At 67.6% G+C, this 24,736-nt stretch carries 25 protein-coding genes and 6 pseudogenes; 16 read left to right on the top strand and 15 right to left on the bottom strand.

The window, feature by feature from the left end; all coding sequences use genetic code 11:
• The first annotated feature begins 405 nt into the window (after positions 1 to 405).
• Together ACIOHC_RS42580 and ACIOHC_RS42575 are read left to right on the top strand one after the other, a co-directional pair.
• Positions 406 to 2,231 (top strand): annotated as a pseudogene (locus ACIOHC_RS42580) (reverse transcriptase domain-containing protein).
• 119 nt (positions 2,232 to 2,350) lie between these two features.
• Positions 2,351 to 2,563 (top strand): annotated as a pseudogene (locus ACIOHC_RS42575) (transposase); the annotation flags it as partial.
• Positions 2,564 to 2,581: 18 nt separating this feature from the next.
• Here the strand turns inward: ACIOHC_RS42575 and ACIOHC_RS42570 are convergent.
• Both ACIOHC_RS42570 and ACIOHC_RS42565 read right to left on the bottom strand, forming a co-directional pair.
• Entirely contained in the window at positions 2,582 to 3,109 is a 528-nt protein-coding gene (locus ACIOHC_RS42570; RefSeq protein WP_401846793.1) for a hypothetical protein, read from the bottom strand.
• A gap of 240 nt (positions 3,110 to 3,349) precedes the next feature.
• Positions 3,350 to 3,718 carry a hypothetical protein gene (locus ACIOHC_RS42565; protein WP_401846791.1) on the bottom strand — a complete coding sequence of 123 codons (369 nt, stop codon included), beginning with the start codon at positions 3,716 to 3,718 and terminating at the stop codon, positions 3,350 to 3,352.
• Between the two features lie 3 nt (positions 3,719 to 3,721).
• Between ACIOHC_RS42565 and ACIOHC_RS42560 the strand changes: the two genes are divergently transcribed.
• A complete protein-coding gene (locus tag ACIOHC_RS42560; protein WP_401846789.1) occupies positions 3,722 to 4,474 on the top strand; it encodes a helix-turn-helix domain-containing protein in 753 nt (250 codons plus the stop codon).
• Positions 4,475 to 4,959: 485 nt separating this feature from the next.
• Here ACIOHC_RS42560 and ACIOHC_RS42555 read toward each other — a convergent pair.
• A pseudogene (locus tag ACIOHC_RS42555) lies at positions 4,960 to 5,713 on the bottom strand (transposase family protein).
• 387 nt (positions 5,714 to 6,100) lie between these two features.
• A complete protein-coding gene (locus ACIOHC_RS42550) occupies positions 6,101 to 6,991 on the bottom strand; it encodes a heme o synthase (protein ID WP_351085855.1) in 891 nt (296 codons plus the stop codon).
• 230 nt (positions 6,992 to 7,221) lie between these two features.
• Here ACIOHC_RS42550 and ACIOHC_RS42545 point away from each other — a divergent pair, with 230 nt between their 5' ends.
• A complete protein-coding gene (locus tag ACIOHC_RS42545) occupies positions 7,222 to 7,581 on the top strand; it encodes a helix-turn-helix domain-containing protein (protein WP_401846786.1) in 360 nt (119 codons plus the stop codon).
• Between the two features lie 251 nt (positions 7,582 to 7,832).
• Positions 7,833 to 8,144 carry a hypothetical protein gene (locus ACIOHC_RS42540; protein ID WP_351085835.1) on the top strand — a complete coding sequence of 104 codons (312 nt, stop codon included), beginning with the start codon at positions 7,833 to 7,835 and terminating at the stop codon, positions 8,142 to 8,144.
• 265 nt (positions 8,145 to 8,409) lie between these two features.
• Here the strand turns inward: ACIOHC_RS42540 and ACIOHC_RS42535 are convergent, their stop codons facing one another.
• Positions 8,410 to 8,547, bottom strand: coding sequence for a hypothetical protein (locus ACIOHC_RS42535; protein WP_351085837.1), 138 nt, complete (start codon positions 8,545 to 8,547; stop codon positions 8,410 to 8,412).
• Between the two features lie 46 nt (positions 8,548 to 8,593).
• Between ACIOHC_RS42535 and ACIOHC_RS42530 the strand changes: the two genes are divergently transcribed.
• Positions 8,594 to 8,947 carry a transposase gene (locus tag ACIOHC_RS42530; protein ID WP_351085839.1) on the top strand — a complete coding sequence of 118 codons (354 nt, stop codon included), beginning with the start codon at positions 8,594 to 8,596 and terminating at the stop codon, positions 8,945 to 8,947.
• Positions 8,948 to 9,017: 70 nt separating this feature from the next.
• A complete protein-coding gene (locus ACIOHC_RS42525) occupies positions 9,018 to 9,689 on the top strand; it encodes an IS3 family transposase (RefSeq protein ID WP_401846784.1) in 672 nt (223 codons plus the stop codon).
• On the opposite strand, the gene ACIOHC_RS42520 is transcribed toward ACIOHC_RS42525, so the two are convergent.
• Positions 9,679 to 10,473, bottom strand: a complete 795-nt coding sequence (locus tag ACIOHC_RS42520) for a DJ-1/PfpI family protein (protein ID WP_351085841.1) — start codon at positions 10,471 to 10,473, stop codon at positions 9,679 to 9,681. The genes ACIOHC_RS42525 and ACIOHC_RS42520 overlap by 11 nt on opposite strands.
• 155 nt (positions 10,474 to 10,628) lie before the next feature.
• On the opposite strand from ACIOHC_RS42520, the gene ACIOHC_RS42515 reads away from it, so the two are divergent.
• On the top strand, positions 10,629 to 11,060 hold the full coding sequence (locus ACIOHC_RS42515) for a MarR family winged helix-turn-helix transcriptional regulator (protein WP_351085843.1): 432 nt from the start codon (positions 10,629 to 10,631) through the stop codon (positions 11,058 to 11,060).
• Positions 11,054 to 11,497: pseudogene (locus tag ACIOHC_RS42510) on the top strand (IS6 family transposase); the annotation flags it as partial. The gene ACIOHC_RS42515 and the pseudogene ACIOHC_RS42510, both read left to right, overlap by 7 nt.
• A 211-nt stretch (positions 11,498 to 11,708) precedes the next feature.
• On the opposite strand, the pseudogene ACIOHC_RS42505 reads toward ACIOHC_RS42510, so the two are convergent.
• The 5 genes and pseudogenes from ACIOHC_RS42505 to ACIOHC_RS42485 form a co-directional block, all read right to left on the bottom strand.
• Positions 11,709 to 11,930: pseudogene (locus ACIOHC_RS42505) on the bottom strand (transcriptional regulator); the annotation flags it as partial.
• A 15-nt stretch (positions 11,931 to 11,945) separates the two neighbouring features.
• Positions 11,946 to 12,638 carry a response regulator transcription factor gene (locus ACIOHC_RS42500; protein ID WP_351085845.1) on the bottom strand — a complete coding sequence of 231 codons (693 nt, stop codon included), beginning with the start codon at positions 12,636 to 12,638 and terminating at the stop codon, positions 11,946 to 11,948.
• Between the two features lie 4 nt (positions 12,639 to 12,642).
• Positions 12,643 to 13,872 carry a histidine kinase gene (locus ACIOHC_RS42495; protein WP_351085847.1) on the bottom strand — a complete coding sequence of 410 codons (1,230 nt, stop codon included), beginning with the start codon at positions 13,870 to 13,872 and terminating at the stop codon, positions 12,643 to 12,645.
• Between the two features lie 28 nt (positions 13,873 to 13,900).
• The gene (locus ACIOHC_RS42490) at positions 13,901 to 14,779 is read right to left on the bottom strand and encodes a CPBP family intramembrane glutamic endopeptidase (protein WP_351085849.1); all 879 of its coding nucleotides are present in this window, start codon (positions 14,777 to 14,779) and stop codon (positions 13,901 to 13,903) included.
• Positions 14,780 to 14,957: 178 nt separating this feature from the next.
• Complete coding sequence (locus tag ACIOHC_RS42485; RefSeq protein WP_401846780.1) at positions 14,958 to 15,515, bottom strand: transposase; 558 nt, start codon at positions 15,513 to 15,515, stop codon at positions 14,958 to 14,960.
• A gap of 61 nt (positions 15,516 to 15,576) precedes the next feature.
• Here ACIOHC_RS42485 and ACIOHC_RS42480 point away from each other — a divergent pair, with 61 nt between their 5' ends.
• Positions 15,577 to 16,029, top strand: a complete 453-nt coding sequence (locus tag ACIOHC_RS42480) for a transposase family protein (RefSeq protein ID WP_401846777.1) — start codon at positions 15,577 to 15,579, stop codon at positions 16,027 to 16,029.
• A gap of 14 nt (positions 16,030 to 16,043) precedes the next feature.
• Here ACIOHC_RS42480 and ACIOHC_RS42475 read toward each other — a convergent pair whose 3' ends face one another.
• On the bottom strand, positions 16,044 to 17,432 hold the full coding sequence (locus tag ACIOHC_RS42475) for a mercuric reductase (RefSeq protein WP_401846775.1): 1,389 nt from the start codon (positions 17,430 to 17,432) through the stop codon (positions 16,044 to 16,046).
• 489 nt (positions 17,433 to 17,921) lie between these two features.
• Positions 17,922 to 18,074, bottom strand: coding sequence for a hypothetical protein (locus ACIOHC_RS42470; RefSeq protein WP_351085727.1), 153 nt, complete (start codon positions 18,072 to 18,074; stop codon positions 17,922 to 17,924).
• 538 nt (positions 18,075 to 18,612) lie between these two features.
• Between ACIOHC_RS42470 and ACIOHC_RS42465 the strand changes: the two genes are divergently transcribed.
• Both ACIOHC_RS42465 and ACIOHC_RS42460 read left to right on the top strand, forming a co-directional pair.
• The gene (locus ACIOHC_RS42465) at positions 18,613 to 19,041 is read left to right on the top strand and encodes a VOC family protein (RefSeq protein WP_351085729.1); all 429 of its coding nucleotides are present in this window, start codon (positions 18,613 to 18,615) and stop codon (positions 19,039 to 19,041) included.
• Between the two features lie 223 nt (positions 19,042 to 19,264).
• Entirely contained in the window at positions 19,265 to 19,633 is a 369-nt protein-coding gene (locus ACIOHC_RS42460) for a hypothetical protein (RefSeq protein WP_401846772.1), read from the top strand.
• A 40-nt stretch (positions 19,634 to 19,673) separates the two neighbouring features.
• Here ACIOHC_RS42460 and ACIOHC_RS42455 read toward each other — a convergent pair whose 3' ends face one another.
• Positions 19,674 to 20,342 (bottom strand): DUF4232 domain-containing protein, encoded by a 669-nt coding sequence (locus ACIOHC_RS42455; protein ID WP_351085733.1) that lies wholly within the window; start codon positions 20,340 to 20,342, stop codon positions 19,674 to 19,676.
• A 397-nt stretch (positions 20,343 to 20,739) separates the two neighbouring features.
• Between ACIOHC_RS42455 and ACIOHC_RS42450 the strand changes: the two genes are divergently transcribed.
• From ACIOHC_RS42450 to ACIOHC_RS42440, 3 genes and pseudogenes are all read left to right on the top strand, one after another.
• Positions 20,740 to 21,066, top strand: a complete 327-nt coding sequence (locus tag ACIOHC_RS42450; protein WP_351085735.1) for a hypothetical protein — start codon at positions 20,740 to 20,742, stop codon at positions 21,064 to 21,066.
• A 406-nt stretch (positions 21,067 to 21,472) separates the two neighbouring features.
• Positions 21,473 to 22,309: a hypothetical protein gene (locus tag ACIOHC_RS42445; protein WP_401846768.1), complete on the top strand. Its 837-nt coding sequence runs from the start codon at positions 21,473 to 21,475 to the stop codon at positions 22,307 to 22,309.
• Positions 22,310 to 22,470: 161 nt separating this feature from the next.
• Positions 22,471 to 22,739: pseudogene (locus ACIOHC_RS42440) on the top strand (Tn3 family transposase); the annotation flags it as partial.
• A 197-nt stretch (positions 22,740 to 22,936) separates the two neighbouring features.
• On the opposite strand, the gene ACIOHC_RS42435 reads toward ACIOHC_RS42440, so the two are convergent.
• Positions 22,937 to 23,644, bottom strand: coding sequence for an SDR family oxidoreductase (locus tag ACIOHC_RS42435; RefSeq protein ID WP_351085738.1), 708 nt, complete (start codon positions 23,642 to 23,644; stop codon positions 22,937 to 22,939).
• 261 nt (positions 23,645 to 23,905) lie between these two features.
• Between ACIOHC_RS42435 and ACIOHC_RS42430 the strand changes: the two genes are divergently transcribed.
• The gene (locus ACIOHC_RS42430; RefSeq protein WP_351085740.1) at positions 23,906 to 24,046 is read left to right on the top strand and encodes a hypothetical protein; all 141 of its coding nucleotides are present in this window, start codon (positions 23,906 to 23,908) and stop codon (positions 24,044 to 24,046) included.
• Positions 24,047 to 24,736: the final 690 nt, after the last annotated feature.

Raw genomic sequence — 24,736 nt, 5'->3', positions numbered from 1 at the left:
TCTGGAGGTATCCAGGGCGGAGGGCCGCAAGACCCGCGTGATATGGCCAAGGCTGGATTGCTTGAAGCCCAATCTCCAGCGGCAAAAATAGAAACTCGCCGGAACGATACCTGAAACCGGTGCCCTTTCCTAGCCGGGCTCTGAAGAACGGGTTCGGACGGCAACCTCCAAGGAGAGGGGCGTCGCCCAGTGAGGGCGGTCAAGGAGATGAGTGGGCGGCCTACGTCGTGCTCGATACGTACAACGAAGACGTACCACGGGATCGCCTAAGGGGCGCGAGCCCTACGGCGACGGAGTGCTCATAGTAGTCGCCGGAGTTACGACCGGCCGTGAAGTCCGGGAAAGCCGGAATGAGGGCGAAGGGGCACAGGTGAACTCGACGTCCAGTAAAGGGAGGTATGCGCAATGCAGAGCGCCGAAACGGTGCTGGACGTCATCCGGGAACGCGGCAGGCGAAGCCTGCCGTTGGAAAGGATCTACCGGCAGCTGTTCAATTCGCAGCTCATTCTGATGGCCTACGGACGCATCTACCGGAATTCCGGTGCGATGACGCCCGGGGTCACCGGGGAGACCGTGGACGGCATGTCACGGGCGAAGATTGACACGATCATCGGCACACTGCGGTCGGAGTCGTAGCGATGGACACCCGTCAAGCGGGTCTACATTGACAAGAAAGGCGGTTCGAAGAAGAAGCGCCCGCTTGGCCTGCCGACATGGTCGGACAAACTGGTCGCCGAGGTCGTACGTCTGTTATTGGAGGCGTACTACAACGTCCAATTCTCCGATCGCTCTCACGGGTTCCGCCCCAAGAGGGGTTGTCACACCGCGTTGCAGGACGTGGTGGAGTACTGGACCGGAACGCGCTGGTTCATCGAGGGAGACATCTCCGACTGTTTCGGCAGCCTGGACCACGAGGTCATGCTCACGATCCTCGAGGAGAAGATCCACGATGGCCGGTTTCTGCGGCTGATCCGGGCTATGCTCAGGGCCGGATACTTGGAAGACTGGCGGTGGAACGCCACGCTGAGTGGGGCTCCCCAAGGCGGTGTGGCATCGCTCGTCCTCTCCAACATCTATCTTGACAGGCTCGATCAGTTCATTGAGCAGAAGCTGCTGCCCGAATACAACCGTGGCAGAAAACGACGGCATCATCCCGAGTACGATCGGCTCGACAGTCGGATGTACTGGGCGAAGCGGCGCGGAGACCGCGCCGCAGCACGGCAACTCCGGCTCCAAATGCGGAGCCTGCCGAGCAAAGACCCCTATGATCCGGGCTTTCGGCGCCTACGGTACGTCAGGTATGCCGACGATTGGCTGCTCGGTTTCGCTGGGCCCAAGCACGAAGCCGAGGAGATCATGGCGCAGATCACAGCATTCCTTCTGGATGAACTCCGGCTGGAACTCTCCGAATCCAAGACCCTGGTCACGCACGCCACCAGCCAGGCGGCGCGCTTCCTCGGCTACGAAGTGAAAGCCCAGCGATGCGACACGAAGCTCACGGGACCACGACGCTCCGTCAACGGCGCCATCGGGCTTTTCGTGCCACGCGAGGTAATCCGGCAGCGTTGTGCCTCCTACATGGGCGGCGGGAAATCGAAACTCCGTGGTGTGCTTCTCCACGACAGTGATTTTTTAATCGTGGCGACATACCAAGCCGAGTACCGGGGACTCGTGCAGTACTACCTTCTCGCCCAGGACGTCGCCCGCCTAAACCGCCTGCAATGGGTGATGGAGACGTCCATGCTCAAGACACTGGCGTCGAAGCACAGATCGACCGTCACGAAGATGGCCCGCAAGTACAAGGCGACCATCGACACCCCGGACGGCCCTCGGAAATGCTTTGAAGTCATCGTCGAGCGCGGAGGCGAGAAGAAGGCACTGGTTGCCCGCTTCGGCGGCATCCCGCTCAAGCGGCAGCGCACAGCGGTAATGGCCGACCGAGAGCCGTTGAAACCCAACCACATCAGCACCACCGAGTTGGTGAAGCGGCTCCTCGCGAACTGCTGCGAGAATGCGGATCAACGAGCCGGATCGAGGTACATCACATCCGGAAACTCGCCGACCTCAAGCAACAGGGCCGAGCCGAGCGCCCCGTGTGGGTGAAGTTGATGGCAATGAGACGACGTAAGACCCTGGTCGTCTGCCGGCCTTGCCACGAGGACATCCACGCGGGACGAGCGACCTCATCCACCCGGAAAAGATCACTGGAGAGCGGTGTGCTGGGAAACTAGCCCGCACCGTTCGGGAAGGGGCCGTCGGAAAAGGACCCGGGCCACGGGCACCTCGTCGGCGGCCTACTTCACTCCGCCGGTGGCGGGAGCACGGGCTGGTCGCGGAGTTCCCCGACCAGCTGCGTGGGAGAGTCCGTGAGCGCGAGGGCCGGGAGGCGGAGCCTTCGGCGGGGATCATCGACGCGCAGTCGGTGCGGGCCTCCGCCTTGGTGCCGGTTTCCTCGAGCGGGTACGACGGCGGGAAGTAGGTGCCGGGCCGCAAACGGCACATCGTGACCGACACGCTCGGCCTGCTGCTGGTCGTCGCGGTGACAGCCGCGAACGTCGGCGACCGGGACGCGTGTCGATGATCACGCCGATGAGCCGCCGCCTGGCCCGGCCACGGGCCCGCGGACGGCGCTGAACATCCCCGACGCTTCGTGGACCAGCCATCCGCGCTCCGCCAGTCGCCTCGCCTTCGACCGCACGCCCTCCACCTTCGCCGGCGTCGGTTCCAGCCCCAGCATCACCGCAATTTCCTTGGCCTTCACCGGCCCCCGACCCGGCCGGTCCGCCAGCATGCCCAGGATCCGCTGGTACTCCGGCGAGAGAGCCGTCGCCGGCAGACCTTCCCGCCAGGACGGCACTGCCGTTCCCGGCAACGGCGCGGAAACGGGCACTGATTCCGCTTCCGTCTCCGCCTCGGTCAGGGCGGTGGCCCCGGCAGCGGACGCGGCCAGGGCCTCGACGAGTTCCTCCCGCGCAATCACCCGCCGGTCCAGCTCGATCCCTGCAGCCTCCAGCGCCGCGGCGGCCCGGGCCGCCGCCTCCCGCAGATCCTCGACACGCTCGCGAGCAGCCGATTCCCGCACCTCCAGCAACCCCAGAATCGACGCCATCGCACACCCCTCACCGAACCAGCGGAACAGAACGTCGGGACTCTCCCTCACTCCGACCGAAACGAATGCCTGACCAGCGGAAATCAAACGATCACGCACGGTTGAGATACGGCTTCTGACGCAAGGGCGACTTGATCAGGCAGACACTGGCAGACTGACGGCACATCGAACCGCTCCGGTTCGGCAGGGCGACTTGAGTGGCTGTTCTGCGACTGTTCGGCCAAGCCTTGGTGGCCAGGCTCAAACCGTCGTCGCAACAGCGACGGCCCAACCGATGTAGGCAAAGTTGAGAAGCACCTTGACGGTTGCGCTCGCCAACCCGTGAGCACGGCGCGGCCGCTCAGCCACGACCCGGGCCAGCCCATCGAGATGCGCGACGACGAAGACCGAGATCATCGCCGCGGCGATCCACCCGCCCGCCGCTCGGCTCCGCGGCGCGAGGAGGAGAACACTGTCGATGATCAGCGCAACCCCGCCCGCAGCGACGAGCAGTCGTGCGCGACCCAGCCAGGAAGGGACCAACCGGCGGACGTAGTCGGCGCGCACGAAGTGCGCGACGCCGTTGACAGTCAGGAAGGCCGCCAAGGCGACGGCCGCAATGGAATTCATGCCATGACGGTGCCGCCGCCCCGAGCGTGGACGCTTGAACGAAACGATCGTCGCCTCCACTTCGCGTCCGGCCCGGCGGCGACGATGCTCGCCGAGTCCGGCGCCTTTCGGGTACGCCCCCACCGGCACCCAGCGTGGAAGGTCGTGCTCGCGCTCGGCGGCGGTGTCGAGGTCGGCTACGGCGGCAACCGCACTGTCGCCGCGGTCGGCGTGATCGTGCCGCCGCAGCTGGCACACACCTGCGCCGTCTCGTCGGCCTACGTCGCCCTCTTCCTGGACCCGTGGGAGCTGGCGCTCGGCACCGGCCCGACCCGCCTGAACGAGACCGCGACCCACCGCGTACTCGCGGCCCTCGACCATCCCGGCCCCGGCGCCGACCTGGACGCGGCCCGTGCCGAGCTCGCGGCCCTCGCCGGAGCGGGCGCCCCGCTCGATTCCAGGGCCGCCCACGCGGTGCGGGAGATCACCCGCCCCGGGTCCACCGCCACGATCAGCGCGGTCGCCGCTCAGGTTGGGCTCTCCAAGCCGCGGTTGCGCACCCTCGTCCGCGACTGGGTGGGGATCCCACTTCCGCGGCTACGCCTGTGGGCCATGCTGCGCACCGCCATGACCGAACTACCGGCCGAGTCCGCGGCCGCCGCGGCCGCTTTCGCGGGCTTCGCCGACCAGGCACACCTCACCCGCACGGCGCGAACCCTCGCTGGCCGCACCCCGTCGGAGATCCTCCGCCCGGGAACGTCCGGCGCCCCGGCGTAGACCCGTCAACCCTGGCATTCATGGCTCCGGCGGGTCCCCCTCTCGGAGCCGATCAGCTCCGCTTCCTTCTGCCCGGATCCCATGCCTCATCCGGCAGATCACTCGGGTACGACTCGCGCCCGCCCATGCTTTCCAGCAGACCGTACCCCGGGCCGACCGTAAAGCCCCGGAACCGGACAACCCGCCCTCAAGCGCGACGAGAACCACCGAACACCCCGCAGAACAGCCACTGAGAGGGCACCCGCTCCAACCGGAGCTTCGTTGTGTACGAGACGAGCCGACCAGCAGTCGTCACGCCACCGTGACCTGCAACTTCGCAGCGTCACCGGAACTTTGAAACAGCCCTGCCTGGGCCACGAACCGTTGCCGAAGAGCATCGAAGGCACCCGGGCCAAGCTGAAGCGCCTGGTCAAACTCGGCATCCTCACCGAAGCCGACGCCGGCTGCTTTGCGCGCCCGACGATTACAGTGAGCCTTTTCCAATCTCACGCTGACGCGTGATGAAGGACGAGAACGGCCTGGACGATCGCGGTGATGCGGTTGGTGCTGCAGCGGAGCTTCCGCAGGAGGCGCCGGCCCTTCCGCGGCCATGGCCTGCTCGCCGAGGCAGCGGATCTCGGCATGCGTGCTGTTGTGCCGACGCTGCCACCGCTTGAGGCGACGGCCGCGGAAGGGCACCCGGATGGAACCGCCGGCGCCCTGATACGCCTTGTCGGCCCAGCACTTGAGGCCGGCCTCGGTGAGCGCGTCGACGATGCCGTGGGTGCGGGCGGCGGTCAGGTCGTGAGTGGAACCGGGCAGCGCGGGCGAGGCCCGCAGCAGCCGCCCGAAGGGATCGGTGAGGACCTGGACGTTCATGCCGTGACGTCAATGTTTGCCCGAGTAGCACGGGGTGTCAGCGGCGATCCGGTCGATCGACGACAGAGTGCCGTCCAGGATCACGAACGCCTTGGTCCGCGCAATGTGCATCGCCTCGGCCAGGGTGGGCGCGAGGCCGGCCAATACCTCGACGGCCTCGCGTATGTAGCGGCATACGGTCGCGATGCCGATACCGAACCCCGCGGCGAACTGGGCGTACGTGTCACCACACCGCAGATGGGCCAGGGCGAGGAGAGCCTGACGACCCGCAGTCAAACGCCGCCATCGGGTCCCGATCACCCCTCGCCGCACAGCGAGCCGTCCGGTCAGGCACCGCAGGGTGCGACCGGACAGGTCGATCGACGACGGGTGGACAAGCACGCGAAGCTCCTGGTGGTTGCGGCGAGCTTGGTCGTGAACCCGTCTACCAGGAGCTTCGTCGTTCCGCAGATCCTTCCAACACGCGGCCAGCACCGCCAGGTTGGAAAAGGCTCAGTGATTAACGGGCGCAGCCAGAGCCCGAGTGCACTTCAGGTCAAGCCAGGTGAGGCCATTTTGGCGAAGAGTTTCCCTTCGGAGCCGGTCGACTGCATCTGCCAAACGTAGCGGGGGGAACCCCGCACTTGCATTGAGGGCGTGTCCAGTTCAGGTGCTGCATATCCGCTACAGGCCACGTCGCTGATCCTGTCGAATCCACCAAGATTTCTTGCGCGCTGAATGTTAGGAGCGCAGGCACGGGAGGCCGGTGCGACAGAGTTTCAGCGCGAGTCAGTATTTCACGAGTGTATCGATGGCCACTGCGGCGAACAACAATGCAAGATACGCATTCGATACCGCAAACATCCGCATTGGTCGCGCGGCGGCTTCCGCTCGACGGGCAGCGGCTTGGAGTCGAAAAGCTTCCCATACGAACCACGCTCCACCGACTACAGCCACCATTGCATAGGTCCAACTCATTCCTGCAATAGGAATGAGAAGAATGGAGGTCATGGCAGTCACGACGGCATATGCAATCACTCTCTTGGCCACGTGCTCGATTCCGTGGATTGCGCCGAGCATGGGGACGCTGACACGACGGTAGTCCTCGCCGTACTTGACGGACAGAGGCCAATAATGAGCCGGGGTCCAAAAGAAAATCACTAGAAAGAGTATTACCGCCGGCCATGACACGGCCCCTGTCTCTGATGCCCAGCCGATGACTACAGGGAAGCAGCCTGCGATGCCGCCCCACACGATGTTTTGCTCAGTGCGACGCTTGAGGAGAATTGTGTACACGACGACATACCATAGAATCGCGCAGACAGACAGTACGGCGGCCAGGTAATTCACAAGGCACCAGAACCAAACCGTCGAGGAGATGGCCAGGAGCCAGGCGAAGATCAATCCAGACCGCGGTGTCACCTCTCCGGTCACCAAAGGGCGACCAGATGTGCGTCTCATCCGGGCATCCATGTCTCGGTCTAGGTACATGTTGAAAGCCGATGCGCTGCCTGAGCTTGCCGCTCCACCAATGAGTGTCACCATAATGAGCGGCAAATTCGGCAAGCCGCCATGAGCCAAAACCATGGTCGGCACAGTCGTGACAAGTAGGAGTTCCATAACTCGCGGCTTTGTCATAACGACGTAGGCGCGGACGCGTAGAAATCTTCTATATGCAATTGAGTCTGACGGATCGCGCGTGAGATGGGACGCGAGTTGTTTGCTCCGCTCCTCTGAGGTTCGGTTCTTAGTGCGAACGCTGTTTTGTCGAGCGTCTCCGCTGCTCACAACGGCCTACCTTTCCGGCGTAGGGCGGCAAGCCTCGCGGCTGCTCCCGCATCGACTCTCGATCTGCGCCACTTGCAGCCTAGCTGTAAGTTCGAGGCGTCTTGAATGAGGGTCGGTGATCCGTGCTGCCACGGCCGACAAGCAGAGACTGCTCGCACAGCGCGGCTACGCGGTCCCTGAGTAACCCGGGCTGCGCGCGCGAGGGCGCTGCCAGACGTGTTCGCCTGCGCTGGCTGCACTCCCAGCGCGTCGAGTACGCGAAGCAGTTGCTGGAGTCGACGGATCTGCCGGTTGACGAGGTCGCGGCCCGCTCGGGGCTGGGCTCCCCCGCGAACTTCCGCATCCACTTCAAGCGGGCCACGCGGGTGGCGCCGCTGGCGTACCGGAAGTCGTTCGGCACGCCGGCGTGCGCCGCGGCGCGCGTTCACAGGGGCGCACACAACAGCTCGGAGCACACGGGGCCGGGAAACATGGGCCGGTGACACAGGGTCAACGGCCTGCGGCGAGTAGGTCGGTCAGTCGCCGATGAAGTCGTGCAGGCCCTGTATCTCAGTGTGCCGCCGAACTGGCCGGCCTGGTCGTCCTTGGCGTTGGTAAAAAACACCGACGGGCCGCGCTCGGGGTGGAGCTGGGGGCCGGCGCCTGTGAAACGGAGTCACGTCCTCCGCCCGTCGGATGGCGGGCGGGATGGTGCACGGCTGCGGAACACGTGGATGATCCTGGGCCGCCCAAGATGGACGTGCTGCGCTTCGCTCGCCGGGTCGCCGTCCGGCAGGCCACGGCGGCTCTTGACCAGATCGACGCATGGATCGCAGCCGAGGAGCAACGGCAGGCGGCGCGCCAGCGCGCCACGGGAATGCGGCCCTGCCCTCGCAGTGGCTGCTCGAGCGAACTCGAATGCGCGCAGGTCTACCCTGCGGCGAGTGTGGCGCCCGCGCCGAAGAGCGGCACGTCGCCGCCACGCTCCGCGCTCTTGTGCGGTGTCGACCACGACTTTTGCAACCAGGTCAGGCTCGACCAGGACGACGTCGAGCGCAGTGCGTGATCCCCAAGAGGCGGTGCAACGGACACCTCCCCCGCGTGACCTGGGCTGTCCAGCATCAGATGTCCGGCCGCACCAGCGTGCTCCGGCTGGCAGGCCTCAGGCCCCCGGCCTCGTCCAGGCGCCCCACGTTAGGGTGGTCGGGTGCGCCGGTGATGACGCCGACGATGGCCTCGGGGGTGTTCCGGCCGCGGACTTTGATGAGCGCGCGGGCGCCCGGCAGATAGCGCTGCTGGCCGCCTCGGATGACGAGGCCGCGACGTGTCTTTCAGCTGCTGATGGGGGAGGCAATGACGACGGTGACGTCGGCTGGCTCGGCGCCAGTGCGGTAGACGTGCGGGGCATCTCCGACAAAGGCGAGCAGGTCGCCGGGGTGCCCGGCGCCTCCCCCCTGATTGGTGGACACTCTGATACTGGATCTGCTTGGTCCGGAGGCAGCGAGAAGACCGCCGATGGCGATGAAGGACTACTCGGACGAGTTCAAGGCCGATGCCGTGGCCCTGTTCGAGTCCACACCCGGGGCGACCTACAAGAACTTCGCCGCCGACCTGGGCATCAACAGGAACACCCTGCGGAACTGGATGCTGCGAGACCGCGAACGCCGCGGCTTCGGTCCGGACGCTGCCCGAGAGACCGAGAGGGCGGCCCGAGCCACGCAGGCGACGCCGTCCTCGGAACCGGACGAGAGGATCAGGCAACTCGAGCCAGGGTGGCCTAGCTTCGAGGCGAGTGAGCGGAAGCTGGCCACCGAGCGGGACATACTCCGCAAGGCGGCCAAGTATTTCGCCCGAGAGACGAACTGGTGAGGAGCCGGTTCCCTTCGTCGACGACCACCGGGACGCCTTCGAGGTGGAACGGCTCTGAGAGGTCCTGGAGGTGAGGTCCAGCTACTACAAGTGGCCGGCCAGCGGCGACGCCAGAACGGCCCGGCAGCGGGCCGACCAGCGCCTGGCGGCGAGGATCCGGGAGGTTCACGCTAACTCCGGCGGCGCCTACGGCTCCCCGCAGGTGACCGCGGAGCTGAAGGAGACGGCCCTGCACGTCAACGAGAAGCGGGTCGTCCGCGTCATACGAACGTTCTCCATCACCGGCATCCGCCTGCGCAGGCGCGTCCGCACCACCGTCCCGGACCCGGCCGAACCCCAGGTTGGGGACCTCTTCCAGCGGGACTTCACTGCCGCCGAACCGGGCCAAACATACAGGGGCGACATCACCTACCTGCCCCTCGCGAACGGCGAGTTCCTCTGTCTCGCGACGGTGCTGGACTGCTTGATCCGCAAGGTCGTCGGTTGGTCCATCGCCGAACACAATCGCCATGCGGTGAGGGCCAGTCGGGCGGCGTCGGAGACTTTGATGGCGTGGACGGCCACCAGGCCTACGGCCAGGCTCCCTATCAGATGCCGCTACATCCGCCATGCAGCGGAGGAAGCGATGGCCCTGACGTCCGTGTACTCGTGCGGCCACCGCACGAGTACAACACGGACTCCGGCACGACCTCGCCCAGGTGGTAGATCTGGTCACCGGTTCGGCGTCATGCTCAGTTGTTGACGATGCCAGCGGCGGGGTCGGCGTTCTCGTCTGATACAGGGTGCGAGCTTGTTGCTGCACGCTGTTCCAACAGGTGGGACACAGCGTTTCGGAGGGCGGTGTCGGGCTCGGCCATGAACCGCGTGCGCAGTGCCACAATTTCGGGACCTGCGCTCTCAGGCGACCCGGCGTTGAACGGCGGCTCCGGGTCGTACTCCATGACGAGCTGCGAGAACTTTGCGGCCTTCTCGCCCAGGGTGTGCGCGACGACGGTGAGCCCGAAATCGATTCCCGCGGTCACGCCGCCCCCGGTGAACCTGTTGCGGTCGATGCACACACGTTCCGTCGATACGTCGACGCCCAGCCTTGCCAGCTGGTCCCGGGACGCCCAGTGCGTGGCTACGCGGTAACCCTCGAGCAGTCCGGCTGCCGCAAGGACGAGCGGACCGTTGCAGACCGCGGTGATGTAGGAGGCAGTCGCACCCCGGTCTGCCAGGAAGGCGATGGTGGCCGGGTCGAGCATCGGCTTGTACACCATCCCGCCACCAGGAACGAACAGGATGTCGAGCCGCTCGGGGCAATCATCGAAGGTGGTGGTGGGAGCGATGGTCATGCCGCCGTCGTCCGAGACGACAGGGTCGAGGGTCTCGGCCACGAGATGGACCTTCATGCCCGCCAGTGCAAACGTGGTGTACGGACCAACAAGGTCGAGTGCGGTGTGTCCCTCGTAGAGAAGGATGCCGACTTCCAGTGGCTGTGCATCGCCTGTCAGGTGATCGGGCCATTTCGTGATTTGATCCGTCATTTTTCGGAACCTCCTAGATTGAAACGCTTGTAGTGTTCCTGCCGTACTGAAACGCGGGAGGCGGGTACTCCACCGCGCCGTTCACCGACAGGAGTGGAGGCTGCCTCATCCGCGAGTTACAGTCAAACTGAAACCTAACGACCCAGTGAGGTGCCGTGACCGTCCCGCCGCAGCCCACCAGTACCGCCTTCCTGCTCGCAGCCCTCGGCAGGCACGTGCGCAGCGAGGTCGAACACACACTGAAACCGACCGGCTACACCCTGCGCCACCTCGCGGCCCTCGGGCATCTGCGCCGCGAACCCGGCCTGTCCTACAGCGAGTTGGGGCGCCGGGCGGGGATCACCGCGCAGAGCGCCCAGGCCACCGTCCGCCAGCTTGAGGAACGGGGTGCCGTCGAGCGGCGCACCGAAGCAGGTCGCGGCCGCACCGCCGAGCTCCACATCACCGAAGGCGGCACGCGACTGCTGGCCGCCGGCCAGGATGCCTACGCCGTAGCCGACGCGGGCCTGCAGGGCGCGCTCGGCCCCGACGCCTGCCGCCATCTCACCGGCTTGCTGCTCCAGGCGCTCTCCGCTCGCGCCGGCTGAGCCAGACCTACGCGAACGGACTGCGCCGCCGTCGGCCCCGGCCCGGGGACAAGTGGCACCTGGACGAGGTCTTCATCAAGATCAACGGCGAGCAGAAGTATTTGTGGCGGGCCGTCGACCAGGACGGCAACGTGCTCGACGTCCTCGTGCAGAACCGGCGGGACAAGGCCGCCGCCCGACGCTTCTTCCGCCGCCTGGTGAAGAAGACCCGGTCGGTGCCGAGGGCGGTCGTCACCGACAAGCTCCGCTCCTACGGCGCCGCCCACCGCGAGGTCATGCCCTCCGTCGAGCACCGCTCCCACAAGGGACTGAACAACCGGGCCGGGAACAGCCACCAGCCCACCCGCCGGCGTGAACGCGCGATGAAAGGCTTCCGCAGCGTCGGCGCGGCCCAGCGGTTCCTGAGAACGCGGTGCTGCGCAGGCAACTTGCAGGTCCGGTGCGCTACGAGCCGACCACGAGAACCCGGCGCCCTCGACCGACTTGACCGCGCACCGACTCCTCCGCACCTGAGTACTGGGCGACGTCATCAACGAGTACAGATACGCGGCTTGACCAGCAGCGATGAGTTTCTGAACGGCACAGGGTGAACGCCTTCTGCACCGCGGCGTCCAGGCCGTCCCCGAACAGGCTCATCATCACCTTCTCCTACTCTCCGTTGTCGACGTCGGTGACGGTGCCGTCCTTGATGTACCGGGCGAGGTTGAGCTCCGGGGCGTTGAACCGCTCGCGGACTTCCTCACCCCACAGCACGGACTGGGTGCCCTCGTGCTTGACCAGGCCGGGGTTGATGCCGAGCTTGAAGCCGCCCGGCAGCGGCTTGCCCTCCCGGTAGGGCAGGAAGTCCAGCGGTGAGGGCCCGTTACGCGCGCGTGCGGCTCTGGTTCACGGCGTGCCGGACACGAGCCCGACCCGGTACGCGAGGACGGCAGCCTGGACCCGGTCGCGCAGTCCGAGTTTGGCCAGGATCCGCGACACGTAGGTCTTGACCGTCTCGGGCGTGATGAACAGCTCCGCGGCGATCTCCGCGTTCGACAGCCCCTCGGCGATCTGCCGGAGCACCTCCAGTTCGCGAGGTGTCAGCGCGTGAACTACGTCCTCCCTGGCTGGCCGGGAGGTCTCGGCCGGGCGCAGGTGTTCGGCGAAGTGGCCGATGAGGTGGCGGGTGACTGCGGGCGCCAGTAGCGCCTCGCCCCGAGCGACCGTCCGGATGCCGTTCACCAGTTCCACCGGGGGTGCGTCCTTGAGGAGGAAGCCGCTGGCTCCGGCGCGCAGGGCGTCGTAGACGTAGGCGTCGACGTTGAACGTGGTGACGACCAGCACCTTCGGCGGGGCCTCGGCGTCGGGACCGGCCAGTTGCCGGGTCGCCTGGATGCCGTCGAGCAGGGGCATCCGGATGTCCATCACGACCACGTCGGGGCGCAGCCGCCGCGCGGCCTGGACCGCCGCGTGCCCGTTCTCGGCCTCGCCGACGACCTCCATGTCGGGCTGTGCGGAGAAGATGGTGACGTAGCCGGTGCGCACCAGTGCCTGGTCGTCGCAGACGAGCACACGGATCTGTTGCGGCGCATCGCTCACGGGGTCACTCCTGAACGGGCTTGGACGGAATCGTGGCGCGGACCTCGAACCCGCCGTCGGGCCGAGGTCCGGCCTCCAGTTCACCATCGACCGTCCGCACCCGTGCGCGCAGCCCGGCCAGCCCTCGTCCGCCCACCGGGCCCGGCTTCCGCGTGCCCGGTGCGGCCTCCGGGGAGGGGACAGGTCCGTCCGTGGTCACCCCGATCTCGATGCGCTGCTCGGCATGCCGGACCAGGACCCTTGTCGGCTGCCCGGCCGCGTACTTCATCGCGTTGGTGAGTGCCTCCTGCACCACGCGGTACGCGGCCAGCTCCACGTCCACGGACTGCGGGCGCCGCTTGCCCCGCTCGCTGAACTCAACCGGCTGGCCCGACCAGCGGGCCTGTTCGACGAGGTCTCCCACGTGTCCCAGGCTGGGCGCCCGGTCCGCGCGCGCCGCATCGGCGGCCGCGGACTCGCCGGTCGCCTCCAGGACGCCGAGCAGATACCGCAGCTCCGTCAGCGCCCGGCGGCCGGTGTCGCTGACAGCCGACAGTCCCTCGCCAGCCCGATCCGGCGCGGACGTGAGCAGGAACTGCGCCGCGTCGGCCTGTACCACCATGGCCGTGACGTGGTGGGTGACCACATCGTGCAGCTCGCGGGCGATCCGGGCCCGCTCGGCGGCCGTGGCCACTGCGGCGGCCAGCCGCCGCCGCTCCGCCTCTTGCGCTCGTCGCGTGCGCACGGTACCCCCCACCAGCCAGACCGCGGCCAGAGTCAGATAGAACGCGAGAAAGTCCGGGATCCCCTGCGGTGAGCCGAGGTGGTGCAGAACGACGGTCAGGACGACGTAGCCCGCACTCGCCCCGGCCGCCAGGCCATGGCGGAAGCGGACCTGATGGGCCCCGGCCGAGTACAGGGCCAGATACAGCCCCACGCTCCCGAACGTCGTCGCGAAGCCCAGCGTCTGGTGCACGGCGAACGCCGCGGCGACCACGGCCAGACAGGCCGCGGGCCATCGGCGGCGAGCCGCGAGTGGCACGGTCTGGGCGAGGATCAGCCCGATGCTCATCGCATTCGCCGGCCGCTCGGGCAGGTCGCCGATCTGCGCCCCGATGTTGGACAGGGTCGGCACGAAGGCCAGCACGGTGAGCACCAGGGCGAGGACGCCGTCCTTGAGGAAGGCATCCCGCTCCTCCCACCAGTCGAGCGGTGCCCTAGGCTGCGAAGAGCTCCAGGGCCCTTGACGGAACATCACTTCCGTTCCCTCCAGTCGGTCTGTCTCAGTGCCGGGCGCGCCGCCGGGGCAGCAGACCGCCGCTCCGGCGGGCAAGAACAAACATCGGGACCGTGATCAGCACGCCGATCAGGATGGGCACGATCGACGTCTCCAGACCGAAGGTGCCACCCGTGAGCAGGGCGGAGCCGTGCGCCTCGACGGTGAACAGGCCCTTGGGAGCGTGTCCGGAGACCGGGATGCCGAGCAGCTGCTCGGCGGTGTTCCAGGCGAAATGCAGACCCGCGACGAACCAGATGCTACGCCGCCATAGGAACGCGGCACCGAGCATGACGCCCGCCTCCAGAGCGATCGCCAGCGTGCTCCACACACTGGCTCCCGCACCGCCCAGGTGGGCGACACCGAAGAACAGCCCGGTGATCACGATGGCGCCCCGGCTGCCCCACCGCTGTTCCAGAGCCTGGAGAACGAGGCCGCGGAACATCAGCTCCTCGGTGACCGCGGTGCCGATCTGCACCATCACCGCGGACCACACGACCGACACGAAGCCACCCCCCGCCCAGGAGAACGAGTAGCCCCCGAACGCACTGATCAGGAGGGCGGAGACGAGGATGAACCCGAGACCGATCGCGCTGCCGAGCAGCGCCTCCCGGCCGGCCCCCTGCCGGGCGATCTCCGGCGTGGAGCGTCCTGCAAGACGCCGCATGACCACCCAGTACACGGCCACCGCGGCGGCCGCGCCCAGCACCGGCACCGGACCGGGGCCCGTCGCGGTCAGACCCGAGACCAGGCCGACGCCGACCATGCCCGTCAACATCCAGCCGAGCGGAGAGCGCACGATCCGGCCGAAACGGCCGTCCCGCCTGCCGCCGCCCATGTCCAGACCGGGGTCCGTGTCGTCCTGTGTGGTGGTCGTCGTGCCCATGGTGGCCTCCCCTGTGGTGGTCGCACCGGCGGCGACCTGACGACCACGCTAGGAATCCGCCGACGTCCGCGAATCACCCGCGGATGGACAGCTCCTGTAGCTCTCACGGGGGATGCACCGCGCACATCTGCCCATTCAGCCCTCTCCGCCGCGAGACGCGACCGAGGCAGGAACAGGATCAGGCGCCGTGCAAGGGCCAGGCACCATGGCCGCCGCGGCAGCGAGATCGAGGTGGGAGGTCCTGCGCGCGAAGCATGGCCGGTGTCACCGCTCTGGCAGTCGCTGGCCCGTACAGTAGCTGGCCTGCTGCGGCTCGAGCGGTCCAGTCGGCGGCGGTTGCCAAGCAAAACGCGCAGGCGGATGGTGGAACCAGTCTTGTCCGGGCGGTGTGGTGCATGACGTCCCGAAGTGCGTGGTGGACAAGAAGGAAGCCGTAGATTTCCTGCTCGACGCCATCGGGGTACTGCGGGCGGAGGACGAGGCGGTGTCCGCCCTGATGGGTCTTGATCTCGTCCAGGGTGTTCTCGATCTCCCAGCGCTGATGGTAGAGACCCGCCAGGTCGGCCGCAGAAGCCTCCTGCGGGTTGCAGATGGTCGTGATCAGCCGGTAGACCGTGTCGTCGTCACGGCCGAGGGTGTACTCGATGACGCGGACCCGGACCGGATCCCGGCGCTTGCGGTCGCCTGCCGCAACGATCTCGGACAGGCACCGCTTCCACGGCGACTGGAACCACACCCTTCACCCCGCGCACCCCCACCCCGCCCGCACCGGAAGCAAGACCACCGAAACACACGCCATGCACACGACCGGCAAGCCAGGCCGGATCAACCCCGTCTCACTCCGCGATCCGGAACTGACCGGCATGACTCACCAACAACTGAACTCCTTGATCGGCGAGTTGACTCCCACGCTGGCGGAGCTTCGCGAGCATTCCCGGTGCGAACAACGCGGAGGCGAACGCCGCCGAGCCCCCGGCGCGGGCGCCAAGTGCAAGCTCACCTCAGCCGACCGGATCCTGGCCACCGTGCTTTACCTGCGCAGATTCGGTACTCAAGACCTTCTCGGCCAGCTTTTCGCTGTGAACCGGAGCACGATCACCGACGCCGTCGGCGAGGTCCGCCCGCTTCTGAAACAGCACGGCCACCGCATCCCCGCCTCGACAGCGCGGTTCCGCACCCCCACAGACGTGACCGCCTACCTCGAAAAATACGGGACCGAACCCCCGCAAGAGACCAAACCCGCATGTTGATTCTCTGCGAGCCCTTAGTCGTCGAGCATCATGAAGAGGCTGTTGAGGCCCTCCGCCAGCAACGGGTGCGTGAAGATGGCGTTCGCCATGGCGGTGCACGGGAGCTTGCCCAGCATGGCGACCTGGATGATCGTCATGATCTCGCCGCCTTCCACGCCGAGCACGGCGGCGCCGAGGATCTGCTGGGTATGCGCGTCGATGACGACCTTCATGAAGCCGCGTGTCTCCCCGGTCTCGAGGGCCCGAATGACGGCACTCATCGGCAGCTTCGCGACGCGGACTGCGCGGTCTTGTTCCCTGGCCTGCCGCTCGGTCATTCCGATGCGGCCGAGCTGCGGGTCGATGAACACGGTGTACGGGACGATCCTGTCCCGCGTGGTCGCCTTCTCGCCGCCGAGCAAGTTGGCGCGCAGGATCCGGTAATCGTCGTAGGAAAGGTGAGTGAAGGCCGGGCCACCCTTGACGTCCCCCATGGCGTAGACGCCGGGGACGGAGGTTTCCAGGTACTCATCGACCTCGATGAAGCCGTTCTCGCGCAGCCGGATGCCGGCCGCCGCCAGCGCGAGCGCTTCCGTGTTGGGGACGCGGCCGGTGGCCGACAGCAGGTGGGAGCCCTCGACCTGCCGCTCGCCATCCCGCGTGCGAACGGTCAGCCGCACCCGCCCGCCGCCCACCTCCTCGACCCGTTCCGGCATCGCCGACGTCAGGACCGTGATTCCGTCATCGCGCAAGATGGCAGCGACCTCGTCGGAGACGTCGTCGTCCTCTCTCGTCATCAGGCGCGGACGGGTCTGGACGATCGTGACCTCGCTGCCGAACCTGCGGAACATCTGCCCGAACTCCAGTCCGATGTAGCCCCCGCCGAGGATGATCAGGTGCTCAGGGAGTGCACCCAGCTCCATGATCGACGTTGAGTCCAGGACAGGGACGTTCTGCGCGCCGTTGATCGCCAGCGGCTTGGGCCTGGTGCCCGTGTCGATGACGATCACCGGCGCGCTGATCTCCTGCTTCCCACCGCCCCTCAGGGCGATCTCGATCGTCTTGGGCCCCGTGAAATGGGCCTCGCCTTCGATCAGGTCAAGCCCGCCCTGCGTCAGGCGGCTCGCATAGTTCTCCCGCGCTCCCGTGACCATCGCCCGCTTGCGCTCCCTCACAGCGGTGAGGTCGACCGTCACCGGACCGGTCCGCACGCCGTACTCCGCGCCGCGCCGTGCCTGGTGGGCGAGGCGCGCGCTGGCGACCATCGTCTTGGTCGGGGTGCACCCCGTGTTCACGCAGACGCCGCCCAGGTGGTCGCGCTCGATGAGCGCCACCTTCTTGCCTGCCTTCGCCAGATCGGCGGGGAGAAACCGGCCGCCCTGGCTGGTCCCGATCACCATCACGTCATAGCTCTCGTCCGTCACGGGAAGATCGTAACTCTGTGCTTCCTAATGCGTACTGAAGGTTGCAGAGGTGTGGGGTGGGTTCTTGATCGGCGGGGTGGTCGGGGCCGTTATCAAGGGCCGCGCATAGGTTCGGGTCGGCGCCGTAGGTGGTGAGGGCCATACCGACGTCGTCGTCCCCGGGCCTCGGCTGATCAGTGATAGGGCAAGGCGGCACTCCCCGCCTGGCGACAGTCGAGTCATTCAACGGCAGACCAAATGGGTGGTGGGCTCCCCGAGGCCGCTATGTCGTGTCAAGCCGCTTGAACAAAGGCTCTCGATGCTCCTGGGCGTGGGACCGTCGATCCGTTCGAGGGTCTTGAAAAGTTGGCGGCAGATGACGCGCTTGAGTCATCGCTGCGCGTCGCGGGCAGCCTTTCCCTCAGCGATCGGCACTCACCCCTGAGCTTGGACACTCGAGATAGTGGATCTTGAGGATCTGAGAGATGGACGTGTCGTGGTCATGAAGCGCTACTCCGCCGAGTTCAAGGCGGATGCGGTCGTGTTGTACGAGTCGCGGCCGGAAGCGACGATCAAGCAGGTTGCCGCGTACGCGCGGGCGGAAGCGGCGGCGTGCTCATCGAGGCGCTGGCGATCGGGCACGAGGGCCGGCTGCTCGCTCATCCGGGGGGGCACCTGGCTGTCATCTGGCGTGTCTCACCACGGTATCGCCGGGCCGGGCCGCTGGACCCTGGTACTGACGAACCGGCCCCGACCGGGCCGTCCCTTGCGGGAACGGAGCGTGATCACCCGGCCGGGCCGCCGGGCGAGGGCGTCACGCTGTCACGCCGAATCGGGCCCGGAGCGGGGGTTCTGGGCTCTCCCAGCACTCGAAAAGCATTGAATACGGATACTCGACGGGTGCTTTCGCGTGGTGGACCGGCGGGCGTGACAGTCGGCGTGACACGGCGTGTGACACCCCTGATATGAGGCACGGTGAGCGTACAGGTGTTGGTGACCTCCCACCTCCCAGGCTCACAGGTCGCCTTCCAGGTGTCCTGTCTCATGCGAATTGGCCCCTGCCTCAGGTGATCTGGTCCGATTCGCTCGTCGTCTCAGGTGATCTGGTCCATTGACGCCGCTCATGTCACGCGAGACCTTGACCCGCATGCCGAGGAACCCCGGGAACTCGGTGAACGGCACGCGCCCATATGGTGGGCCGATGACGTCGATCAAGAAGTTCCAAGTCACCTTCGACTGCGCAGAACCTGAGCGCCTCGCTCGTTTCTGGTGCGAGGTGTTGGGGTACGTCGTACCGCCGCCGCCGGAAGGGTTCGTCACCTGGGATGACTTCAAGAGCTCGCAGCCACCTGAGCAGCGGGATTCTTGGTTCGCCTGCATTGATCCCTCAGGTGTGGGCCCACGGCTGTACTTCCAGCGCGTCCCCGAGGGGAAGGCCGCCAAGAACCGGGTGCATCTTGATGTGCGGGTCGGCACCGGACTCGTAGGTAGAGAGCGCCTCGCCGCGCTTGAGGCCGAATGCGCACGGTTGGTCCCGCTTGGCGCAGTACACGTGCAAACGCTGTACGACGGCGACGATTCGTGCATCCCGATGCTGGACATCGAGGGCAACGAGTTCTGTATCGACTGAGGGCCGCGCGTCGTCGCCCCACGGCTCCCCGAGCGGGGGCGCGTAGTCGACGTGGACCTGGCCGTCGGCCGTCAGCTCTTCGTACCGGGTTCCGCAGCCCGTCGACTGCACCCGCGGGGCGACCACGGGGCCGTCGGCGCTCACCGGGTGCTCCGACCGCGGCCTCAATCCACGCGGCGAGTGCGAGGACGGCGTCCGGGTCTGCCTGCGCCAGGCGCACCGCGTGGTCCGCGTCGAAGCCCTCCAGCATCCCGGCCCGCGCCATGGCCCGCAGCAGCGCACTGTGCGCCCGCGCCGACGCCGGAACCGCCTCCATGTCCTTCGGCGGCGTCAGGTCGCGGCCCTGCAGGATGGCGAACAGGCGCCAGCCGCCGTACTCGTTGATGTGGCCGAGCGCCAAGTGGTCCTCGGGCTCGTGCAGCACGAGCGGGCCTTCGGCGCCGTACGCCCCGGCCGCACCGAGCAGGCCGGCCTCCTCCAGTGCCCTCAGCATGTCGGCGCGTTCGGGCAGCCCGTTGGAGTGCAGCCACTCCTGCCGCTCCAGCTCCCAGAGTTCGCGGACTCGGTACGACCTCTGCTGGCTCGCGGATGATGGCCGAGCGCGGCTGGGACGCTGGCCGCAGGGACCACCCCTACTCGGTCGTGTGTGTGGGGTAGACCTCAACGTCGGTGTAGGCGCCCTTGATCTCCCCCGCGCCCGCGGGCCACTTCAGGCTCACGGTGTGGGTCTCGTTCGGGGGCGTCACCAGGATGTTGGTCGGGGACGCGAGGCTGCCGCCGGTGTTGTCGATGTCGTAGGCGAGGTTGAAGACAGCGGCGCCACCGGGCTTCAGGGTGGTGACACGCGGCTGGGCGTGGCCGCGCTCGATGGGGTTCGAGGTGTGGTCGGCGTCCTTGATGTCGACGCCCGCAAAGCCCGTCGCCGAGCAGGTGGTCGAACCCCGGTTGATCATAGTGATGTCGATCCTGCCGGAGTCCTTGTCGGGCGCGGCGTCCCTGGCGTCGATGGCCAGGTCCTCCGTCTTGCAGAACGTGACCTTGCCGCCGGTCGTCGTCGCGCCGCTCGCGGCTGCCTCTGCCTTGGTGTCCTCACCGGAGCCCGACTTCGCGTTGCCGGCCCCCGACCCGCCGGAGCCCGAGCCGCCCTCCGCCTTCGAGCCACCGTCCGAGGACGAAGAAGACGAGGACGTGGAGCCCTTGGAGGACGAGTCCTTCCCGGAGCCGTCGCTGCCACAGGCGGTGAGCGAGAGGGTGGCGGCGACGCCGATGGCAGCGAGAGCAGTGATACGGGTGTACTTCACGGTGTTCCCCCGGGAGTAGCGCGGTGCATGTGATCGGAAGTATTTGTATCTCACACCGAGTCACAGGCGGTCCTCCGCGACGTCTTCGTTCTGTCACAGGCGCATTGACCGGGCGGTTCGCCAAGGCGTCGCCGTACGGTCACCAGCCTGGCCCGATCTCGACCACCCGGACCTCGTCCACCGAGGTGAACGGGCTCGCCACCGCCCGCCGCCGCAACGGATCACCGGAAACCTCGGCCGCGACCTCGCCAGCCAACGCGAAGGCACGGATCGCCGAGATCCTCCAGCCCGGTTGTCAGTGCCCCGTGCCACGCTGTCCCCAGCCCGGCGGTGACCTCACCTCGAAGCCGATGCCACCGCCGGGCAATACTGGGCGACGACCAGCGCGTATAACCACATGTCATACCCAATTGCACTCCGGGATCACGAGACGGCGTCAGCCCCTACCCCTGGGGCACCGCTGTGGCAGTTCGCCAGCATCGCGCCCATCACCGCCGTCTTCCTCGTGACCTCGCTCGCCGCGTGCAATCCGAGCGCGGCGAAGACCGACGACTCGAAACCGCCGGCCGCCGCTTCGTCGGTCGGCGCCTCAGCATCGACCGGGGCCGACCCGTCCGCGGCACCGGGCGCTCCCACTGATGGCAGTGGTCTGTCCCTTGCCGAGGCCGTCGCGAAGATCCCGGCCGCGGACGAGAACCGCACCGGGTACGAACGCGACAGCTGAGCGCGGGATGTCAGCGCCGGCCTGACCTGGTTCGGCTTCAGCACACCCGCTCCACCATGTCGGCTGGACGCCGAAGAGCCGACTCGCGAGGTGCTCGCTTACCCGCGGCTACCAAGCAACTCAGCGAGAGGATGGGTGAACGCCGTAAGCTGCGCCGATGCCTGCCGTCCCGTCGGCCCTTCGGCGCTTGGGAGCGCCTGGAACCCTGGACTGTCGCGCGTGTGACGCTCCGCGGCGCGATCGCTCCCCGGACCGTCATCGTCAAATGGGTGCGGACCTACCCGGTCGAGACCCGCACCGAGGGCTGGCGACTCCGCACTGAGCTCGCGGCGCTTCGGTTCCTCTCCGCCGACCTCAAGCTCGCCCTCACCCTCGCGTCATCGCTGCCGACGCCAGGCTTGTCGTCATGGAGGACCTCGCGCCCCGCTCCGCCCTGGACCACCTGCTCCGCCGCGACGGCGCTGCGGCTCATGCCGACCGGCTGGCCGTCTTCGCCCGCGCTCACGGCGAGCTGAGCGCCGCCACCGTCGGTTATGCCGACACCTACCACGCGCGACGGACTGCCCTCGGGCCGATCGATCCGGCGGCCGGACATGTGGCCCGGTTCGCCCGGCTCCGGGACGAGGCACACGGACACGCCACAGCTCTCGGCGCACCGATCATCGGGCCAGCTGAGACGGAAATCGGTGCTGCACTCTCCGAGTTGGGCGACCCCGGCCCGTTCTTGGCGCTCAGCAACGATGATGCGGAGACCAACAACCTCCTCCTCAACGAGTCCGGCCCCGCCGACGCTCGCCTCATCGACTTCGAGTTCGCCGGCTACACCCACGCCCTTATCGACGCTGTCTGCCTGCATGTCCCCGGCCCGGCGTGGATGTCCGTGGGCGACCCCATCGCCACCGGCCTTGCCGACCACTACCGCTGCGCCCTGGCGTGTGGCGTGCCCGAGGCCGAAGACGACCGGCGGTACGGATTCGGCCTGGCGGCAGCCTGCATCTGCTGGGCGATCGTCCGTCTGCAACGGTTCGCCTTGCTCGACACCCGCCCGCCTGGTAACGACAGCCGCCCCCAGCTCGTCGAGACGTCGGAGGCCGCAGCCCGCACCGCCGAGACCCATCGTGCCTTGCCCCACCTCACCAGCTGGGCCCGCCGCACGGCCGACCTGCTGCGCCGACGCCGGCCCGACGCGGACCTGGATTTCACCGGTCAGGACGCTTTCCCGCCGTACACGGCGCGCGGCTGACTGACGAGAGCGTCTTCCAGAGGCGGGGCAGAGTCCTACCGAGTGTGGGTGTCGTCGTACGAGATCAACCCTTCGAAGTGCCAGACGCCGAGGAGTCCGGGCTGCTCGCGCGGTAGGCAGGCGGCTGCTGGGCGCGGCGGGGCCGACGGGGGCCGCACCTCCGGCGGCTGATGAACCGGCAGCTCACCGTCCAGGAGTCCCGACACCGGCTCGCCCGGGCGATCTGCCACGGCGGCCGGGCCAGATCCGCCAGGCGTACCGCGAGGGGCAGGAGGACCAGCTGGCCGCCCTGGGCCTGGTCCTCAACGCGGTGGTGCTCTGGAACACCCGTTACCTGGACGCCGCCGTGGCCCAGCTCCGCGCCGAGCGCCACGACATCAAGGACGAGGACGTCGCCCGCCTGTCCCCGCTCAAAGACCGGCACATCAACTGGGCGGCGTTGCCGCCGCAGGCCCGACGGGAAGGGGAGGAATGATCCCGGCACCGCACCGTACGAAGGGCCCCGGCGTACTGGGAGCCGAAGCTATCTGGGGTCGTGCTACTGATTCCCCAGGTCAGATAGGCCGTCGCGGCATTAGGCACATGAGGAACTTCAGCGAACGGTAGGCGACAGCCGAGGAGGGTCACCTACCAGGCCAGTGGTTCGCCGTTCCGGAAGAAGCCGCCAGTGGGGCCCGAGTCGGGCAGGGTGGCAGCCCAGACGACACTGGCGGCGCCCTGGTCGACCGGTCCGCCGCCCGGGCCGCCCATGTCGGTGGCGATCCAGCCCGGACAGACGGCGTTGACCAGGATCCGCTCGGCGCGCAGTTCGTCAGCGAGCTTACGGGTGAGAGCGTTGAGGGCCGCCTTAGAGACCCCGTAGGCGGGGGTTCCGCCGGACATGCGTTCCAGAGATCCGGACTCGCTGGAGACGTTCACCACGCGGGGGTGGGCTGAGCGGCGCAGCACCGGCAGGAACTCCTGCGCGGTTCGCCAGGCGCCGAAGAGGTTGGTCTCCAGGGTGAGGCGGACATCGTCGAGGTCGGCGAAGAGTGCGCGCTGGGCGGTGTCGTAGTTGATGGCGGCATTGTTGACGAGGACGTCGAGGCGCCCGAACTCCGCCTCCACGCTGTGGGCGAGAGCACGGACGCTGTCGGCGTCGGCCACGTCCAGGCCGTGCGGCAGCAGCGCGCCGGGCACTCCCGAGGCCAGACCGGCGACGGCCTGTTCGGCGTCCTCCGGACGGCGGGCGCACAGCAGGACGGTGTGGCCGAGCGCGGCGAGCCGACGCGCGGTCTCCCGGCCGATTCCCCGGTTGGCGCCCGTGACCAGCGATACCGGCGCGCCCGTGCTCATGTTCTCCCCTCAGTGCGGACGATCAAGATTCGGACAGCAAGCTAGCCGTCGCCCTGCCTACGCAGATCAGGCCCGAGTCGCACGCGGGCCGCGGCCTTGGACGTAGTCCTCACGGACCACCGCGCCTGGCAACCGTCGGGTGCAGCTGTGCAACATCGGTTCGGTCGAATCGGAGTCGAGCTGCAATTTGTCGCGTACATGCACGCTTTGGCAACCTACTGATGTCCGTCAGGCACATACGTCCAGGAGAACTGGTCGCACATGTCTGACGCACTGTCGGCACCTCAGATAGCCAAAGGACACAGCCACGTCGGACCGTTCGGCCGCTGGCCCGACGACAGCGAGGACGAGGAGCAGGGCGAGCCCGACGTGGGCTTCGAGACCCGAGACACCGTACGGTGAGCACCGCGCGGTACCGGGCAAAACCTGCTACGAACGCGGCCAGGCGGCCGGCACGCTCGGCGGCAGCGGGATCTCGTCCAACCGCAGCCACCGCTCCCGGCCGTCCTCGTCGGGCAGGCAGAACCGCACATCTCCGGCCTCGTCCGCCTCGTACGGAGCATCCCCCGACCGCCCGCAGCAGCGCCCGCAGCCTCGGGTAGGGAGCCTGCATCGCCCGGCCGCGCACCCCCTCGCCGCGCCGCGACCAGGGTGAAAGAAGCGACGTCCACCCCGGCGCGCCAGTGGCCCTCGGCGTGGCCACCGCTTCCGGGTGCTCCACGATGGAGGCCAGCGCCTCCCGCCCGGCGACCGTGTACGTCAGCAGCAGGACTCCGCGCCGGAGCACGACTTGCACCCCCGGCTCCATCGGTGAGTCCTGGGAACCGTCGACCTCATGGCCGTCTTGCCGACCATCGGGCCCATTTCGATCTCACGGACCTCGCCGAACTGTGTCCACGAACCGCTCGGAGCCGGGCAGCACCAGCACGCAGTGCCCGTTCCACGAGGTGCCCGTCCAGCTCGGCGTGAGCGAGCCGTAGCGGGTGCCGCCTCCGCCCTAGTAGTGCTTGGTCATGTGCGGTCTGCGATGGCGTGTCTTCTTGATGGGTCGTGTCGTTGACAGGACGTGCTGAGTGGGGAGTTGGCTGCGGT

The organism is Streptomyces sp. NPDC088252 (assembly GCF_044740965.1).
GTDB lineage: Bacteria > Actinomycetota > Actinomycetes > Streptomycetales > Streptomycetaceae > Streptomyces.
The sequence above is the reverse complement of the archived record's forward strand: the minus strand, read 5'-3'. Positions and strand labels throughout refer to the sequence as shown.